This window comes from Pseudomonas sp. OG7, assembly GCF_014192825.1.
GTDB classification, from domain to species: domain Bacteria; phylum Pseudomonadota; class Gammaproteobacteria; order Pseudomonadales; family Pseudomonadaceae; genus Aquipseudomonas; species Aquipseudomonas monteilii.
The window spans coordinates 463,350-478,965 of sequence record NZ_JACHYK010000003.1 but is presented as its reverse complement, the minus strand read 5'-3'; the positions used below and the strand labels follow the sequence as shown (position 1 = coordinate 478,965).

Annotated in this window: 18 protein-coding genes; 11 read left to right on the top strand and 7 right to left on the bottom strand. The window is 63.0% G+C overall.

The features are described 5' to 3' along the window. Positions 1-89 precede the first annotated feature (89 nt). The 3 genes from FHW75_RS10320 (at position 90) to FHW75_RS10310 (ending at position 1,715) form a co-directional block, all read left to right on the top strand. On the top strand, positions 90-578 hold the full coding sequence (locus FHW75_RS10320; RefSeq protein WP_003247486.1) for a TIGR00645 family protein: 489 nt from the start codon (positions 90-92) through the stop codon (positions 576-578). A gap of 128 nt (positions 579-706) precedes the next feature. After that, on the top strand, positions 707-1,012 hold the full coding sequence (locus FHW75_RS10315; RefSeq protein ID WP_016713352.1) for a DUF6482 family protein: 306 nt from the start codon (positions 707-709) through the stop codon (positions 1,010-1,012). An 85-nt stretch (positions 1,013-1,097) separates the two neighbouring features. Next, a complete protein-coding gene (locus FHW75_RS10310) occupies positions 1,098-1,715 on the top strand; it encodes an FKBP-type peptidyl-prolyl cis-trans isomerase (protein ID WP_016713351.1) in 618 nt (205 codons plus the stop codon). 135 nt (positions 1,716-1,850) lie between these two features. Here the strand turns inward: FHW75_RS10310 and FHW75_RS10305 are convergent, their stop codons facing one another. The 3 genes from FHW75_RS10305 to FHW75_RS10295 all read right to left on the bottom strand — a co-directional run bounded on the left by FHW75_RS10305 (position 1,851) and on the right by FHW75_RS10295 (position 3,655). Then, complete coding sequence (locus FHW75_RS10305) at positions 1,851-2,096, bottom strand: hypothetical protein (RefSeq protein WP_016713350.1); 246 nt, start codon at positions 2,094-2,096, stop codon at positions 1,851-1,853. 84 nt (positions 2,097-2,180) lie between these two features. After that, positions 2,181-2,522, bottom strand: a complete 342-nt coding sequence (locus FHW75_RS10300; RefSeq protein WP_016713349.1) for a zinc ribbon domain-containing protein YjdM — start codon at positions 2,520-2,522, stop codon at positions 2,181-2,183. Between the two features lie 164 nt (positions 2,523-2,686). Further along, positions 2,687-3,655 carry a polyprenyl synthetase family protein gene (locus FHW75_RS10295; RefSeq protein WP_016713348.1) on the bottom strand — a complete coding sequence of 323 codons (969 nt, stop codon included), beginning with the start codon at positions 3,653-3,655 and terminating at the stop codon, positions 2,687-2,689. Between the two features lie 244 nt (positions 3,656-3,899). On the opposite strand from FHW75_RS10295, the gene rplU reads away from it, so the two are divergent. From rplU to FHW75_RS10270, 5 genes are all read left to right on the top strand, one after another. Next, complete coding sequence (gene rplU / locus FHW75_RS10290; protein ID WP_003247466.1) at positions 3,900-4,214, top strand: 50S ribosomal protein L21; 315 nt, start codon at positions 3,900-3,902, stop codon at positions 4,212-4,214. Between the two features lie 38 nt (positions 4,215-4,252). Continuing rightward, positions 4,253-4,510, top strand: coding sequence for a 50S ribosomal protein L27 (gene rpmA, locus FHW75_RS10285; RefSeq protein WP_003247464.1), 258 nt, complete (start codon positions 4,253-4,255; stop codon positions 4,508-4,510). A 188-nt stretch (positions 4,511-4,698) separates the two neighbouring features. Further along, positions 4,699-5,925: an Obg family GTPase CgtA gene (gene cgtA / locus FHW75_RS10280; RefSeq protein ID WP_016713347.1), complete on the top strand. Its 1,227-nt coding sequence runs from the start codon at positions 4,699-4,701 to the stop codon at positions 5,923-5,925. Positions 5,926-6,010: 85 nt separating this feature from the next. Continuing rightward, a complete protein-coding gene (gene proB, locus FHW75_RS10275; protein WP_025754691.1) occupies positions 6,011-7,129 on the top strand; it encodes a glutamate 5-kinase in 1,119 nt (372 codons plus the stop codon). Continuing rightward, positions 7,126-7,587, top strand: coding sequence for a CreA family protein (locus FHW75_RS10270; protein WP_019096697.1), 462 nt, complete (start codon positions 7,126-7,128; stop codon positions 7,585-7,587). Before proB ends, FHW75_RS10270 begins: the two co-directional genes overlap by 4 nt. A gap of 128 nt (positions 7,588-7,715) precedes the next feature. Here FHW75_RS10270 and mksF read toward each other — a convergent pair whose 3' ends face one another. From mksF to mksB, 3 genes are read right to left on the bottom strand one after another with little or no spacing between them, the layout of a single operon-like run. Then, entirely contained in the window at positions 7,716-10,547 is a 2,832-nt protein-coding gene (mksF, locus tag FHW75_RS10265; RefSeq protein WP_089230423.1) for an Mks condensin complex protein MksF, read from the bottom strand. After that, the gene (mksE, locus tag FHW75_RS10260; protein WP_016713343.1) at positions 10,544-11,251 is read right to left on the bottom strand and encodes an Mks condensin complex protein MksE; all 708 of its coding nucleotides are present in this window, start codon (positions 11,249-11,251) and stop codon (positions 10,544-10,546) included. The genes mksF and mksE overlap by 4 nt, the downstream gene beginning before the upstream one ends. Next, entirely contained in the window at positions 11,241-12,530 is a 1,290-nt protein-coding gene (mksB, locus tag FHW75_RS10255; protein ID WP_016713342.1) for an Mks condensin complex protein MksB, read from the bottom strand. The genes mksE and mksB overlap by 11 nt, the downstream gene beginning before the upstream one ends. A 229-nt stretch (positions 12,531-12,759) precedes the next feature. Between mksB and FHW75_RS10250 the strand changes: the two genes are divergently transcribed. The 3 genes from FHW75_RS10250 (at position 12,760) to FHW75_RS10240 (ending at position 14,638) form a co-directional block, all read left to right on the top strand. Next, entirely contained in the window at positions 12,760-13,545 is a 786-nt protein-coding gene (locus FHW75_RS10250) for a hypothetical protein (RefSeq protein ID WP_016713341.1), read from the top strand. After that, the gene (gene rimI, locus FHW75_RS10245) at positions 13,542-13,997 is read left to right on the top strand and encodes a ribosomal protein S18-alanine N-acetyltransferase (protein ID WP_016713340.1); all 456 of its coding nucleotides are present in this window, start codon (positions 13,542-13,544) and stop codon (positions 13,995-13,997) included. Before FHW75_RS10250 ends, rimI begins: the two co-directional genes overlap by 4 nt. A gap of 65 nt (positions 13,998-14,062) precedes the next feature. Further along, positions 14,063-14,638, top strand: coding sequence for a D-Ala-D-Ala carboxypeptidase family metallohydrolase (locus FHW75_RS10240; RefSeq protein WP_016713339.1), 576 nt, complete (start codon positions 14,063-14,065; stop codon positions 14,636-14,638). On the opposite strand, the gene FHW75_RS10235 is transcribed toward FHW75_RS10240, so the two are convergent. Continuing rightward, positions 14,578-15,495, bottom strand: coding sequence for a LysR substrate-binding domain-containing protein (locus tag FHW75_RS10235; protein ID WP_027609765.1), 918 nt, complete (start codon positions 15,493-15,495; stop codon positions 14,578-14,580). The genes FHW75_RS10240 and FHW75_RS10235 overlap by 61 nt on opposite strands. Positions 15,496-15,616 lie beyond the last annotated feature (121 nt).

Here is a 15,616-nt window from a genome sequence, read left to right as displayed (position 1 = left end):
GGCCGCTTTGCGGCCCCAGGCTTTTGCTGTTACAGGTGGCTGGCTATACTCGCCGTCGTTTTTTAGTCACCTGATGAGTCCTGAACTTCATGGAACGTATCCTCGAAAATGCGATGTATGCCTCGCGCTGGCTGCTCGCACCCATCTACTTCGGCCTGTCCCTCGGCCTGCTGGCCCTGGCGCTGAAATTCTTCCAGGAAGTGGTCCACGTCCTGCCCAACGTTTTCGCCCTGAGCGAAGCCGACCTGATCCTGGTGATCCTGTCGCTGATCGACATGTCGCTGGTGGGCGGCCTGCTGGTGATGGTGATGATTTCCGGCTACGAGAACTTCGTTTCGCAACTGGATATCGACGAGAGCAAAGAGAAGCTCAACTGGCTGGGCAAGATGGACTCTTCGTCGCTGAAGATGAAGGTTGCTGCTTCGATCGTGGCGATTTCATCCATTCACCTGCTGCGGGTGTTCATGGATGCGCAGAACATCTCCACCGATTACCTGATGTGGTACGTGATTATCCACATGACCTTCGTGGTGTCGGCGTTCTGCATGGGCTACCTGGACAAGCTGACCAAGCACTGAGCCAGATAGCTGTTGGCGCCGCCCGTCCGTTGCAAAACGGACGGGCGGTGTTGTTTCTGGCTTGTGCTTTCAGCCGACCTGTACAAAAAATGAGCTCTCATGCGTGGTTCCCGTCGCGAGGTGCTCTCATGAACCTGCATCAGCTCAATACCGAGGCCAGGGCTGGCCATGTCGATGAACTGAACCTGATCGCCATCGAAGGCGGTGACTACCTGCTCGAGGCCCGGGTCAAAGGCCGTGCCCACCCCTTGTCCGACACCCGTGGTGAGCGCTTGCGTGTGCACTCGGTGGAGGATGCGCGCAAGTTGCTGCAAACCATCCCCATGGTTTCGATGAACCTGGTGCACTGGTCGGTGCAAGATGAAATGTGCGGCATGGGCACGCACCCGGAAGAAGACCTGAAGGTGCCGATTTCCCAGCGTTCGGCCTGGTAGCTGCTCGCAGCGCCCCAGTGTGCTAGGCTGCTCGCCCTTTTCATCAAGGGCGCGGCTGCACTGCGCCCTGCAGTGGAGCACGACAATGTCCGAACTCAACCTGTCCACCGACGAAACCCGCGTCAGCTACGGCATCGGCCGTCAGCTGGGCGGCCAGCTGCGCGACAACCCGCCACCAGGTGTCAGCCTGGAGGCCATCCTGGCCGGCCTGACCGATGCCTTCAATGGCGCCGACAGCCGCGTCAGCGAAGCCGACCTGTCGGCCAGCTTCAAGGTCATCCGTGACGTGATGCAAGCCGAAGCCGCAGCCAAGGCCGAAGCCGCTGCTGCTGCTGGCAAAGAATTCCTGGTCGAGAACGCCAAGCGTGAAGGCATCACCACCCTGGCGTCGGGCCTGCAGTTCGAAGTGCTGACCGCCGGTGAAGGCGCCAAGCCGACCCGCGAAGACAACGTGCGCACGCACTACCACGGCACCCTGATCGACGGCACTGTGTTCGACAGCTCCTACGACCGTGGTCAGCCGGCTGAATTCCCGGTAGGCGGCGTGATCGCGGGCTGGACCGAAGCCCTGCAGCTGATGAACGCAGGCAGCAAATGGCGCCTGTACGTGCCGAGCGAGCTGGCTTACGGCGCCCAAGGCGTTGGCAGCATCCCGCCGCACAGCGTGCTGGTGTTCGACGTCGAGCTGCTCGACGTTCTGTAATGCCTCGGGGCCGCTTTGCGGCCCATTCGCGGCACAAGGCCGCTCCTACAGGGGTATGCATTTTCCCATGAATATGTGTACCCCTGTAGGAGCGGCCTTGCGCCGCGAACGAGGGCGAAGCCCTCGCCAGACCTGTCAGTTCCAATCCGTTCCCGCCGGGCGCAACGCCCGCGCATAGCAGAACAGAAACAGATTCCGCACCAGCTCCTTGAGCACCCCCGGTTCACTCGAATTCAGCCCGCTCATGTCCAGGTCTCCCTGGTCACGCAGCTCGTCGAGTGCTTCCTCTTCAAGCACCGCGCACACTTCGCCGGTTTCCCGATGAAGAATGCGCAGGTAGGGGTGAGGGCGATCCAGCCAGGCGTCGATCAGATAAGTCATGGCTATTCTCCTTGGATAGCAGTCCCAATGAGAATAATTCTTATTATCTAAATAGCAAGCGCCAATTGGCAGATTTTTGTGTAATCAGACTTTGCGCACGAACTCGGACTTCAGCTTCATGGCGCCGATGCCGTCGATTTTGCAGTCGATGTCGTGGTCGCCGTCGCACAGGCGGATGTTCTTGACCTTGGTGCCGACCTTGACCACCAGGGACGAGCCCTTGACCTTGAGATCCTTGATCACGGTGACGGTGTCGCCGTCCTGCAGGATGTTGCCGACCGAATCCTTTTTCACCACCTCGTCGCTGGCCGCCTCGGTATCGCCGCTGGCCGACCATTCGTGGGCGCATTCAGGGCAGATCAGCTGAGTGCCATCCTCATAGGTGTATTCGGAGTTGCATTTAGGGCAGGGTGGCAGAGTGCTCACTTCGGTTCCTCAAACAAACAGACGGGCGGTTAAAGGCCTGCATTGTAAAAGGTATTTTTCCAGAAGGGATTATGTCCGGACAAAAGCACCGCGGGCAAACACGCTCCTACAGTCGCAAATCCTGTAGAAGCGGGTTTGCCCGCGAATGAAGACGGCTCGGTCTATCAGTGAGTACGCGCGACCGCAAACTCGCTCAATTCAACAAGCGCATCCCGATACTCGCTGGCCGGCAGCACTTCGAGGCACTCGATGGCACGCTTCACGTAATCACGGGCCAGCTCTGCGGTGTACTTAAGCGCCCCCGATTCCTCCACGGCCACGCGAATCTGCTCAAGGTCCTCCAGGCCACCTTTCTGGATCGCCTGGCGCACCAGTGCAGCCTGTTCGGCAGTGCCTTCGCGCATGGTGTAGATCAGCGGCAGGGTAGGCTTGCCTTCAGCCAGGTCGTCACCCACGTTCTTGCCCAGGGTTTGCGAGTCGCCTTTATAGTCCAGCAGGTCGTCGACCAGCTGGAAGGCCACACCCAGGTGGTCACCGAAGGTGCGCAGGGCTTCGCGTTGTTCGTCTGTCGCTTCGGCCAGCGCGGCAGCGCTGTGGGTCGAGGCTTCGAAGAGCATCGCGGTCTTGCCGCGGATGACTTCCATGTAGACTTCTTCGGTGGTGCTGGCATCGCGTACTCGCGACAGCTGCAGCACCTCACCCTCGGCAATCACGCGGGTGGCCTTGGACAGGATCTGCATGACCGGCATCGAGCCAAGCTCGACCATCATTTCGAACGAGCGCGAATAAAGGAAGTCGCCCACCAGCACGCTTGGCGCGTTACCCCACAGGGCATTGGCGGTGGAGCGGCCGCGGCGCATGCCGGACATGTCGACCACGTCGTCGTGCAGCAAGGTGGCGGTGTGCAGGAATTCGATGGTGGCGGCCAGCAGGCGCAGGTCGTCGCCTTCGCGGCCCAGGGCTTTGCCGCACAGCAGCACCAGCAGGGGGCGCAGGCGCTTGCCACCGGCGGACGTGATATAGTCGCCGATCTTCGATACCAGCGGCACGCGCGAGGTCAGCTGCTTCTTGATGATCTCGTCGACGGCGCTGAAATCATCAGCCACCGCACGGTAGAAGGTTTGGGGTTGCATCGGCTGCTCCAGTGAGGTTGCGCGGCATGCTAGGTCGCAGGTCCCGGTGTGTCAAGGCGCGGTGCCAGCTGGCCGGGGGCGGCACTTGCAAGCAAAACCTGGGTTGCGTACAATCGCGCACCCTAACTTCCTGGGCAGCACCTGCCTTACGCAATTGCACCGGGCCGTTCCAGCCCCATGCAGCCATGCCAGCCAATACTCATCATATAAAGCGCTGGGTGAGCAGGATTATCGGAGAAATACCATGTCTTACGCAGTAATCGTTACCGGCGGCAAGCAGTACAAAGTCGCTGAAGGTGAATTCCTCAAGATCGAAAAACTGGAAGTCGCCACTGGCGAATCCGTGACCTTCGATCGCGTTCTGCTGGTCGCCAACGGTGAAGAAGTCACCATCGGTGCTCCAGTTGTTGCTGGCGCTAAAGTAGTGGCCGAAGTCGTTTCGCAAGGCCGCCACGACAAGGTTCGCATCATCAAGTTCCGTCGTCGTAAGCACCACATGAAGCGTATGGGCCACCGCCAGTGGTTCACCGAGATCAAAATCACCGGCATCCAGGCTTAATCCCCTAGATCCCCTGAATTTATTTGGAGAATTGAACCATGGCTCACAAGAAGGCTGGTGGTAGTACTCGTAACGGTCGCGACTCAGAATCTAAACGCCTTGGCGTGAAGATGTATGGCGGCCAGGTTATCAAGCCAGGCAACATCATCGTCCGTCAGCGCGGCACTGAATTCCACGCTGGCTACGGCGTTGGCATGGGCAAGGACCACACCTTGTTCGCCAAGATCGAAGGCGTGATCAAGTTCGAGAAAAAAGGCGAGTTCATGCGCCGTTACGTGAGCATCGTCGCCGCTTAATCGCGACGTCGCTCCAGAAGCCCCGTCATGCGACGGGGCTTTTTCGTTTGTGGTGAGCCTCTTGCAAAGCTGTTTGTCTGGGTTGCCGGCGTTGGTTTCTACGGTCGTACGGGGCCGCCGCGCTCATTTTTGCAAGAGCCTCATGTTTTTGAGTCATTCAGCTCGTCTGCCGACGAGAGGCGGTTTTAATGAAGTTTGTTGACGAAGTATCCATTCGGGTCAAGGCCGGTGACGGCGGCAACGGTTGCATGAGCTTCCGTCGCGAAAAATTCATCGAGAACGGTGGCCCCAACGGCGGTGACGGTGGCGACGGCGGCTCGGTGTACATGGTCGCCGACGAAAACCTCAACACCCTGGTCGACTATCGCTACACCCGTCACCACGAGGCCCAGCGCGGCGCCAACGGCGGTAGCACCGACTGCACTGGCAAGAAAGGCGAGGACCTGTTCCTGCGTGTGCCGGTCGGCACCACCGTGATCGACGCTTCCACCCAGGAAGTGATCGGTGACCTGGTGACCCCGGGCCAGAAGCTGATGGTCGCCCAAGGCGGCTGGCACGGCTTGGGCAACACCCGTTTCAAGTCCAGCACCAACCGTGCACCGCGCCAGACCACCCCGGGCAAACCAGGTGACCAGCGCGACCTGAAGATGGAAATGAAAGTGCTGGCCGACGTTGGCCTGCTGGGCCTGCCGAACGCCGGCAAGAGCACCTTCATTCGCTCGGTTTCCGCAGCCAAGCCGAAAGTGGCCGACTACCCGTTCACCACCCTGGTACCGAACCTGGGTGTGGTCAGCGTCGACCGTTGGAAGAGCTTCGTCATCGCCGACATCCCCGGCCTGATCGAAGGCGCCTCCGAGGGGGCCGGCCTGGGTATCCGCTTCCTCAAGCACCTGGCGCGTACCCGCGTGTTGCTGCACCTGGTCGACATGGCGCCGCTGGACGAAAGCAGCCCGGCCGATGCCGCCGAAGTGATCGTCAACGAGCTGACCCGCTTCAGCCCGTCGCTGGCCGAGCGTGAGCGCTGGTTGGTGCTGAACAAGGCCGACATGGTCATGGAAGACGAGCGCGATGCGCGCGTTCAGGAAGTGGTCGAGCGCCTGCAATGGGAAGGCCCGGTCTACGTGATTTCGGCCATCTCCAAGCAGGGCACCGAAAAGCTCAGCCACGACCTGATGCGCTACCTCGAAGACCGCGCCGACCGCCTGGCCAACGACCCGGCCTACGCCGAAGAACTGGCCGACCTCGACCAGCGTATCGAAGACGAAGCCCGTGCCCAGCTGCAGGCCCTGGACGACGCGCGTACCCTGCGCCGTACCGGCGTCAAGAGCGTGCACGACATCGGCGACGATGACGGTTGGGACGATGATTTCGAGGACGACGAAGACGGCCCGGAAATCATTTACGTGCGCGACTGATCGGTTGCAGTACACTAAACGCCGCTCTCTGGAGCGGCGTTTTTGTATCCACGGTATCTACAGATTCGACATAGGTTGGAAGAAGATGCGAAGCAAGGTGACGGGCGCCAAGCGCTGGGTCGTGAAGATTGGCAGTGCTCTGCTGACCGCCGATGGCAAAGGCCTCGACCGCGGCGCCATGGCCGTTTGGGTCGAGCAGATGGTCGCGCTGCGTGAGGCGGGCGTGGAGTTGGTACTGGTGTCCTCCGGGGCCGTGGCTGCCGGCATGAGCCAGCTGGGCTGGACCACGCGACCGAGCGCGATGAACGAGTTGCAGGCGGCTGCCTCGCTCGGCCAGATGCGCCTGGTGCAGGCGTGGGAGTCGAGCTTCGGCGAGCACGGCAAGCACACCGCCCAGATCCTGCTGACCCATGACGACCTGTCCGACCGCAAGCGTTACCTGAACGCCCGCAGCACCCTGCGCACGCTGGTCGACTTGGGCGTGGTGCCGGTGATCAACGAAAACGACACCGTGGTCACCGACGAGATCCGTTTCGGCGACAACGACACCTTGGCGGCGCTGGTGGCCAACCTGGTCGAGGCCGACCTGCTGGTGATCCTCACCGACCGCGATGGCATGTTCGACGCCGACCCGCGCAACAACCCTGAAGCCCAGCTGATTTACGAAGCCCGCGCCGACGACCCGTCGCTGGACGCCGTGGCCGGTGGCACCGGTGGTGCCCTGGGCCGTGGCGGCATGCAGACCAAGCTGCGCGCTGCGCGCCTGGCTGCCCGTTCCGGTGCCCACACCATCATCATCGGTGGCCGCATCGAGCGCGTGCTGGACCGCCTCAAGGCGGGTGAGCGCCTGGGTACCTTGCTGTCGCCCGAGCGCGGCATGCTCGCTGCGCGTAAACAGTGGCTGGCAGGTCACCTGCAAACCCGTGGGACGTTGGTGCTGGATGCCGGTGCCGTGCAGGCGCTGCGCCAGGCCAACAAGAGCTTGCTGCCGGTTGGCGTGAAGACCGTGCAGGGCAGTTTCCGCCGTGGCGAGATGGTGGTGTGCGTCGGCCCGGACGGTCTGGAGGTGGCGCGCGGGTTGGCCAACTACAGCGCCCTGGAAGCGCAGAAGATCATTGGCCAACCGTCCGATGCCATCGAAAGCCTGCTGGGCTACAGCGCCGAGCCGGAGCTGGTGCACCGCGACAACCTGGTGCTGGTATGAGCCTGTTCAAGCGGGTGATCGGAGTGGCAGCGCTGGTGCTGCCAATGCTGGCCGGGGCCGAGGAAATCGGCCAGGTGTCCACCGTGTTCAAGTTCCTCGGGCCGAATGACCGCATCGTGGTCGAGGCGTTCGACGACCCCAAGGTCGAGGGCGTGACCTGCTACCTGTCGCGGGCCAAGACAGGCGGTGTGAAGGGTGGGTTGGGGCTGGCCGAGGACCGGGCGGAGGCATCGATTGCCTGCCGTCAGGTCGGGCCGATCAACTTCAAGGGTGAGTTGAAGGACGGCGAGGAGGTGTTCAAGGAGCGCACCTCGCTGGTGTTCAAGACCATGCAGGTGGTGCGCTTCCTGGACAAGAAGCGCAATACGCTGGTGTACCTGGTGTACAGCGACCGCATGATCGAAGGCAGCCCGCAGAATGCGGTGACCGCGATACCGATCTTGCCTTGGGCGCATTGATAACCTTGCAGATCGCCGGGAGGCCTTCGGCCTCCTATCGCGACCAGCGGTCGCTCCTACGGGAGATTGCGATACCCCTGTAGAAGCGATCGCAGGTCGCGATGGGCCGCAAAGCGGCCCTGGTTACCTCAGGCCAACTCTTCGGCCTGATCCTCACGCACAATCGCCTTAACCTCATCCAGCCGGCTGATGAACTTCCAGTCCGCCTCGTCGATGTAGATGCCATTCGGCCCGCTACCGCCTTCCAGGTCGATCGCCACACGCGCCGATACCTGAGGCTTCACACTCGCCAGAATCGGCACGAAGCCCAGCTGCAGGCTGGTCTCCAGCAGTGCTGCCTGGTTGCGTTCGTCGATGTCTGCTGCCTCATCCAGGTAGTACGGCAGGCGAATGCGCCCGGCCAGGTCACGGTCCATCAAGTGCAGCAACAGGTACATGTTGGTCAGCGCCTTGATGGTCATGGTGGTGCCGTTGGACGCCGCGCCGTCGATGTCGGCGTGGATGACCGGTTGGCCGTTGACCTTGGTGATCTCGAACGCCAGCTCGAACAGGTCCTTCAGGCCCAGCTGGTTGTGGTTGGCCGCCACCAGCCGTGCCAGGTACTCCTTGGCCTCTTCGTTCTTGTTGTCCTGCTCGGCGCTTTGGGTCAGGTCGAACACCGACAGGGTTTCGCCTTCTTCGTACTGGCCGGCACTGTGGATGATCTGGTCGATGTGCTTGAGCGCTTCCTTGTTCGGTGCCAGCACCACGCGGAAGCTTTCCAGGTTGGACACCTGGCGCTTGTTGATCTCGCGGTTGAACAGGGCCAGCTGGTGCTCGAGGCTGTCGTAGTCGCTGCGGATGTTGCGCAGAGTACGGGCAATGTCGGTGACTGCAGCGCGGCGTGCCTTGGCCAGGGTCAGGGCTTCGTCGGTGCGGTGCGCGTAGGCGTTCACCAGCAGTTGCAGGCGGCGTTCCATGTCGTCTTCGCTGTCGAACTTGGCCACGCCTTTCAGGCGCACCTGGGCGTACAGCGCCTCGATCTGGTTATCCACGCGCTGCAGGGCTTGCCAGCTGTCCTGGTAGTCATTGAGCAGCGGCAGCAGGTTGTCCATCGAGTCGTCGATGGCTTCCATGAACGGCGTGCCGTAGGGCAGGTCGGCCGGCAGCAGTTGACGACGGCGCAGGGCGTCTTCCAGGGTGCGTTGCTTGGACTCGAGGTCGCCGATCTGGCGGCCGACCAGCTGCAGCTTGGCCGACAGCTGCTGGACGCGCTCGGTGAAGGCGTCGCTGGAACGCTTCAATTCGTCCTGGGCAGCTTCCAGCTGCGACAGTTGTTCCAGCTTCTCTGGCTCTTCGGCGCTGAGGGTTTCAGTGCGGCGGAAGTCTTCCAGCGCCTTTTGCGCATCCAGCACTTCCTGATACAGGGTTTCGGTTTGCGCTTTGGAGGCGGAGCGGTCGGCGGCTACGGCTTGCTGGGTCTTGAGCTGTTTCAGCTCTTTTTCCAGGCGCTCCTTCTGGTCGCGCAGGGCGGCACGGTCGGCCAGGGCCTGCAGTGCCGGCGGGTCGATGTTGGTCAGGTCGATGGCCAGGCCCGGCGCTTCGAAGCGCTCGCCCTTGAAGCCGTCGAGCACCGCTTCCAGCGATTTTACCCACAGGTCGCTGTCGTCCAGCTCTATGCCACGGTCGCCCAGCGGCAGGCTGAACAGCGCGCCGTTGAACAGGCGCATCAGGCGGTCGACGTCGGCTTGCGAGAACTCTTCGCGCAGGCGGGCGTAGCTGTTGTTGTCGGCGTGGTCGAGCTGCTGCTTGACCTGTTTCAGGCGTTTTTCCAGGTCGCGTACGCGCTCGTCGAGGTCTTCGGCGCTGAACTGCCGCGACTGGGCCAGGGCGCCGGCCAGTTCGTCGTGGGCGTCCTTGGCTGCCAACAGTTGCTGTTCCAGGACCTTGACGTCATCGACCAGGGCAAAGCGGTGCTTGAGCACCGACAGCTCGCCCAGCCAGCGCTGGATGCCGGTGATTTCACGCTCCAGGCGCATCAGCTCCTGGGTGCCGCCGCGCTGGTCATTCTGCAGGCGATCCTGCTCGCCACGGTAGTGCTCGGACTGGATGACCAGCTCTTCCTTGCGCGCCATGGCGTATTCCTGCCAGGTGCCCAGCAGGGTGTCGAGTACGGGCGAAATGCGGTGCAGTTTGCCGCGCAGGATGTCGCGCTGGGCCACACCACCGGCCAGGGCCTCGACCAGCGGGCCGGCGGCGACCAGGGCGTTGTAGTCCTGCTCCATGCGGCGCACGTCGCGGAACGCTTCCTCGCAGGCGGCGATGTAGTCGACGCTGCCCGAACGCAGGCTGTGCTCGAACGCATCGAGGAACAGCTGCTTGAGCTTGGCTGCGGTGATTTCGCGCATGTGCAGCAGGTTGATGAACAGTGCGCGGAAGGTTTTCAGGCTTTGCTCGCTGGTGGAGCGCAGCGGGATCATGGTCAGGTCCAGCGGCACCGAGGTGTGGCCGCCAACCAGCAGGCGGCGCAGTTCATCCGGCTTCAGCTCGTAAGCCTTGATCCCTAAGCGTTCAAGGTTGGTGAACAGCTCTTTCTGGCGCAGGCAGGTGTCGTTCTTCTGGTAGTGGGCCAGGTCCAGTTCGCCCTTGTAGGCAAAGAACTGGTGGCCGAAACCGCCACCCGGGCCGCGACCGACCACGCCGATCACGTGCGGGCCGTGCGGCAGGCTCAGTTCGCAGAGAATGTACGACGTGTCGCTGGCGAAGTAGAAGCGGCGCGACTGCTCCAGGCTGTACTTGCCGAAGCTCATGTCCGACATGCGTGCCAGGATCGGGAACTGCAGGGCGTTGATCGACGCCGATTTACCCAGGTTGTTGGCGCCGTACACCGACAGCGGGTGTTCCAGCGGGAACAGGCCAAGGCTGTAGCCGGCGGTGTTGAGCAGTGCGAAGCGGCGGATGCCGTAGCGTTCCTGGCTCATGCGTCAATCTCCTGTTGCTCTTCGCGGATGGCCCGGGCCAAGGCTTGCTCTTCGCTTTCCTCGCCGTCGAACGGGCTGAGGTCCAGCGGATCGTCGGTGCGGTTGAGTTCTTCGGGGCTTTCTTCCTCGACCAGTACCGGGGTGGGCAGCGGCAGGTCGCTGTGCAGGGTGGCGGCCAGGTCGCGGTCCTGCTGCACCGACAGGCACACATCGAGGAAGCGGTGCATCGGCGGCAAGAAGCGGTAGATGCCGCCTTCTTCGTGGGCAAAGCCAAGCTGGGTCATGCGGCGCAGGATTTTTTCTTCCAGCTCGTCCACGGTCTGCACTTCGGCCTGCAGGAACAGGTCGCGGTACTTGTCCAGCAGCGAGGGCAGCTCGTCACGGCCAATACTGCCGCCATCGAGCACGGCCATCGGATCGCGGCCCTGGTCGGCCAGATGCTCGACCAGAATGAAGGTGAACAGCGACAGGCGCTGTGCGGTCTTGTTCACCTGTGCGGCGGTCATGTCCGGCACGAAGTAGTAGAAACCACGGGTGTCGCACACCAGCTCGAAGCCCAGGGCCTTGAACAGGGTGCGGTACTGGTCCTGGAAGTTCGACAGCTGGGCGTACAGCTCCGGGTCGCGGCGGCTGACGTGGAAGCCTTTGAACAGCTCGCGGAAGATCGGTGCGAGCTGGGACAGTTCGGAAAGATCAAGATGCATGGGCTGGGCTCGCGTTGGGTTCGGTAGGCGCGCTGGTGGCGTCTTCGCGGCTGGAGGTCAGGGCGAACGAGCGCAGGCTGACCAAGTGTTCCTGGGTGGTGTATTCGCGGCGGTCGAGGCGTTCGCGCTTGAAGCGCTTTTCCCGCGACAGGCGCGAGAACCAGTACAGCAGCTCGTCGGTGGCGCCTTCGGGTTCTTGCTCCAGCAGCCAGACCATCAGGTCGGGCAGCGGCAGGGCCTGTTCGCAGCGTTCGGCCATCTCTTTGACCGTGCGCGGTGCGCGGGGCAGGGCGCCGGACTGGGTCTTGTGGGCCTTGGGGAAGCGCGCCGGCTTGGGCTCGAAGCGGGCCAGGGCGTACACATAGGCCTCGACCTGGCTCGCGCTGCCCAGGAAGGTGCTTTGCGGGCGGGTGAACATCGGCATGGCCGCTTGCGGCACGGCATCGATGCCCTTGCGCCGGATCACCGACAGGGCCAGCGCAGCGCCACGGGTCACGGCGTTGTGCCGGCGGGCTTCTTCACGCAGCGGCAGCAGCAGTTCACGGGCATGGCGCAGGGTGAGCTGGGCGCTGGTCTGCATTTCCAGAATGCGCGCGTGGGTACGCAGCAGCATGTCGTCGTCGACCAGGTGGCCCAGACGGGCCTGTTCGCCCAGCAGCTTCAGCAGCACGGTCTCGACCTTGCGCACGCCTTGTTCGAAGGCGCCGTCGGCGTTCACCAGCTGGATCATCGGCTCGACGTATTCGTCCCAGGTGGCCAGGACTTCAGCATAACGCTGACGCAGCGGGATCTGGCGGTTGCTGGTCTTGGCCCGCTCGGCCACGGCCACCAGCGCCTGCTCGTCGTTATCGAGCTTTTTCAGTACATCGCGCACACGCATGTCGAGCAGGCGCAGCTGGCGCGCCAGGTCGTCGCTGTCGCGGTTGTCGAAGGCATCCTGGATGTGGCCGGCCAGGCGCTCCAGGTGGCGCAGGTAGGCTTCGATCTCCAGGCACAGGCCCAGCCGGTGTTCGCGGCGCAGGTAGGCGAGGAAGTCGTGGATCTGCGCGTTGAGCTCGAAACGGTTCGGGCTTTTGGCCACCGGGACCAGGATATCCAGGCGGATCCATACGTCGAGCAGCTGGGTGATGTCCTGCGGGGTGCTCTCGACCTGCTGACGGGCCACGTGCTGGCGCAGCTCGACCAGGCTCAGGGTGCCCTGGTCGAAACGCTCGCACAGCGGCTCGATCAGGGCCCAGTGTTCGGCTAGGGCGCGCAGGACGCGCTTGGGTTCGATCATTGGCTTCGACTCGTTGCCAAGAAAAAGGGGGCGATTGTACTGCATCCGGGGGGGAGGTTTTTACCCCTTGGTCTGTAATGAGAGATGTTTGGCTTGAGGTTTGTGCTGGATGTGGGACCGAGCGCCGCCCGCGCGGCGCATCGGGGCGGCGCTCGGTCGGACAGACCCTGCAAAAACCGAGGCGTACACGCTAGAATGTGCGACGTTTCATACCCCGGACCCCCGAGCCTTGCTGACCGAACCCCGCCGCCGCGCCTACCTTTCCGCCATGCAAGTGGTGCATTGGCTGCCGCGCGCCGAACTGCCGTTCGCCGCACCGTCGCGGCCCGAGCTGCTGCTGCCGGTGGCACCGGTCGAGGACATCGATTTCGAGGTCAGGCCGGCACCGGCTGCAAACACTGCGCCCGCCGCCCCTCAGGCTCGCTCCGGCGAGCGGCCAAAAATCGAAATCCCGCGCCCGGGCAGTGCGCCCAAACCGGCTGCCAAGCCTGTCGAGGCCGAGGAACAGCCCGCACCGCCACGGCCGGCCCCCGTGCCGCCCCCGCGTTTCTCGCTGCAACTGCTGCGCGCCGGCAGTTGCCTGCTGCTGGTCGAACTGGCCACCGGCCAGCCGTTCCAGAGCCGCGATCCATCCTACCTGCTGCTCAAAGACATGCTGCGCGCCGCCGGCCTGCCTGACGCCCCGCAGATCATCGGTGAACCGGTGCGCTGGCCGTTGCTGGTGCGAGGCAACATGGACCAGGGGCCTGAAGCCGCGCGCGATTTTGTCCGGGGCTTTGTCCAGGCGCGCCTCGAAGATGCCCCGAGCACCTGCCTGTGGCTGATCGGCCTGCCGGCGCTGCGCTTTGCCGCCAATGCCGACGTCGAAGCCTATTACCAAACCCTGACGCTCGACGGCCTGGGCGACGCCTGGGCACTGCCGGGCCTTGAACTGTTGATGGACGAGCCGCAGCGCAAGGCGGACGTCTGGAAAGCCATGCGCCAGCTGATGGCGCGCTGGAAGAGCGTTGAATGAGTGAATCGATCAGTTTCCGCCCGATGACCGAGGCGGATCTGGATGCCGTACTTAAGATCGAATATGCCGCCTTCAGTCATCCCTGGACCCGCGGGATCTTTCAGGATGCGCTCAAATCGTACGAAATCTGGCTGATGTTCGACGGCCAGCAGCAGGTAGGCCATGGCGTGATCAACGTGATCATCGACGAGGCGCACCTGCTCAACATCACCGTCAAACCTGAAAACCAGGGCCGTGGCCTGGGCCTGCGTTTGCTGGAGCACCTGATGGCCCGGGCCTACCAGCTCAATGGTCGCGAGTGCTTCCTGGAGGTGCGTGCCAGCAACCAGTCCGCCTATCGTTTGTATGAGCGTTACGGCTTCAACGAAATCGGCCGCCGCCGCGACTATTATCCGGTTGCCGGGGGGCGTGAAGACGCGCTGGTGATGGCGTGCACCCTGCTTGAGGACTGACCGAGCATAGCCGCTACCACCTTTGGCCTGGTTTTCTTTGTTCTCTATGCACGGATGGATAAAGGATGAAAAAACGGCTTCTGGTGGCGGGCCTGCTGATTGTTGGTGCAGCACACGCCGACGAACGCGACCTGTGGATGTTCGCCCAATGGGCTGGCGACCACCAAACCCGGCCTTTCCGTGAAATGTTGGTGGATGCCCGCCTTTACGGCGTAGTGCCTATCCACCAGTTGCTGCGCTCGGCTTCGGACTGGAAGCTGTGCCAGGCGTCTCCCTTTGCCGTGCCGCCTGCCAGCAACTGGGCGGCTGTACGTTCGACCCTTTCGCTGATCAAGACGCTTGATGACCAAGGCATCCTGCGCCAGTTCGAAGTGGTCTCCGCCTACCGCAACCCACGCCTGAATACCTGCGCGGGTGGTGCTGCCAACAGTGCCCATACCCGCGCCTTCGCCGTCGATATCCTGTTGCCGGCCTGGGCTGATCCCAACCCGCTGTGCCGCTTCTGGCAGCAGTATGGCCAGGCCTGGAACATGGGCCTGGGGCGCTACCCGTCCGGGCGTATCCATGTGGATACCGCCGGCTATCGCACCTGGGGCGGCGATGGCAGCGCCGGCTCGTCGTTCTGCATCAAGCCCAGGTGAGCCAGGCAGCGCTGGCATTCGCTTGTGACCCATTCGGCAAAACGCTGGCGCTTTCCGCCGTCTTCGACCGGTTGTGGGCTCAGCAAGTGGTAGGCCGAGCCATCGCGCACAAAACCGAAGGGTGCCTGCAACTGCCCGCTGTCGAGTTCGTCGCGCACCATCAGGGCTGAGGCCATGGCCACGCCCAGGCCGGCGTTGGCGGCCTGGATCGACAGGTAGAAGTGCTCGTAGTCGCTGCGTTCGTTATGCCGCGCCTGCTGGCCGCTGAGGCGTAACCAGGTGGGCCAGGCGCCGGGGCGGGTGGTGCTGTGCAGCAGGCGCTGGCCGTTCAGCTGGTTGGGGGCGGTGGGATGACACACCGGGCCGATCCATTCTTCGCAGATTTTCTGGTTGTACAGCTGGTTATCCCAGTGAAAGTCGTCGCGGCGGATTGCCAGGTCGACACCGCTACGGGCGAAGTCCAGCGGCCCGCCTGCGGCTACCAGGTGCAACTGCAGGTCGGGGTGGTCGGCATGGAAGCGAGGCAGGCGCGGGATCAGCCAGCGCATGGCGATGGTCGGCTCGCAGGACAGCACCAGCACATTGTCGCGGGCCTGTTGTTGCAAGCGCTGCACGGCGCCTTCGAGCTGTTCGAAGATCGCCTGGGTGGTGCCCTGCAGGGCGCGGCCGGCTGGGCTGAGGAAAATGGCCCGGTTACGGCGTTCGAACAGGTCCACGCCGAGGTGTTCTTCAAGCAGGCGTACCTGGCGGCTGACGGCGCCGTGGGTGACGTGCAGGTGCTCGGCGGCGCGCACGAAGCTTTCGGTCTGGGCGGCGATGTCGAAGTAGCGGAAGGCGTTCAAGGGCGGCAATTTCATGGCTTGCATGTTTTCAGGCCCGGCCTCTTCGCGGGCGTGCCCGCGAAAAGGCCAGTACTGGCAAAACACCTCTGTGAGAAAAACTGTCAGATATGTCTCACTATAAATCGATTTTTCCCCA

Coding starts and splice junctions, on each gene's coding strand:
- FHW75_RS10320 (WP_003247486.1), top strand. CDS start 90: ATGGAACGTATCCTCGAAAATGCGATGTATGCCTCGCGCTGGCTGCTC.
- FHW75_RS10315 (WP_016713352.1), top strand. CDS start 707: ATGAACCTGCATCAGCTCAATACCGAGGCCAGGGCTGGCCATGTCGAT.
- FHW75_RS10310 (WP_016713351.1), top strand. CDS start 1,098: ATGTCCGAACTCAACCTGTCCACCGACGAAACCCGCGTCAGCTACGGC.
- FHW75_RS10305 (WP_016713350.1), bottom strand. CDS start 2,096: ATGACTTATCTGATCGACGCCTGGCTGGATCGCCCTCACCCCTACCTG.
- FHW75_RS10295 (WP_016713348.1), bottom strand. CDS start 3,655: ATGCAACCCCAAACCTTCTACCGTGCGGTGGCTGATGATTTCAGCGCC.
- rplU (WP_003247466.1), top strand. CDS start 3,900: ATGTCTTACGCAGTAATCGTTACCGGCGGCAAGCAGTACAAAGTCGCT.
- rpmA (WP_003247464.1), top strand. CDS start 4,253: ATGGCTCACAAGAAGGCTGGTGGTAGTACTCGTAACGGTCGCGACTCA.
- cgtA (WP_016713347.1), top strand. CDS start 4,699: ATGAAGTTTGTTGACGAAGTATCCATTCGGGTCAAGGCCGGTGACGGC.
- proB (WP_025754691.1), top strand. CDS start 6,011: ATGCGAAGCAAGGTGACGGGCGCCAAGCGCTGGGTCGTGAAGATTGGC.
- FHW75_RS10270 (WP_019096697.1), top strand. CDS start 7,126: ATGAGCCTGTTCAAGCGGGTGATCGGAGTGGCAGCGCTGGTGCTGCCA.
- mksF (WP_089230423.1), bottom strand. CDS start 10,547: ATGAGCCAGGAACGCTACGGCATCCGCCGCTTCGCACTGCTCAACACC.
- mksE (WP_016713343.1), bottom strand. CDS start 11,251: ATGCATCTTGATCTTTCCGAACTGTCCCAGCTCGCACCGATCTTCCGC.
- mksB (WP_016713342.1), bottom strand. CDS start 12,530: ATGATCGAACCCAAGCGCGTCCTGCGCGCCCTAGCCGAACACTGGGCC.
- rimI (WP_016713340.1), top strand. CDS start 13,542: ATGAGTGAATCGATCAGTTTCCGCCCGATGACCGAGGCGGATCTGGAT.
- FHW75_RS10240 (WP_016713339.1), top strand. CDS start 14,063: ATGAAAAAACGGCTTCTGGTGGCGGGCCTGCTGATTGTTGGTGCAGCA.
- FHW75_RS10235 (WP_027609765.1), bottom strand. CDS start 15,495: ATGAAATTGCCGCCCTTGAACGCCTTCCGCTACTTCGACATCGCCGCC.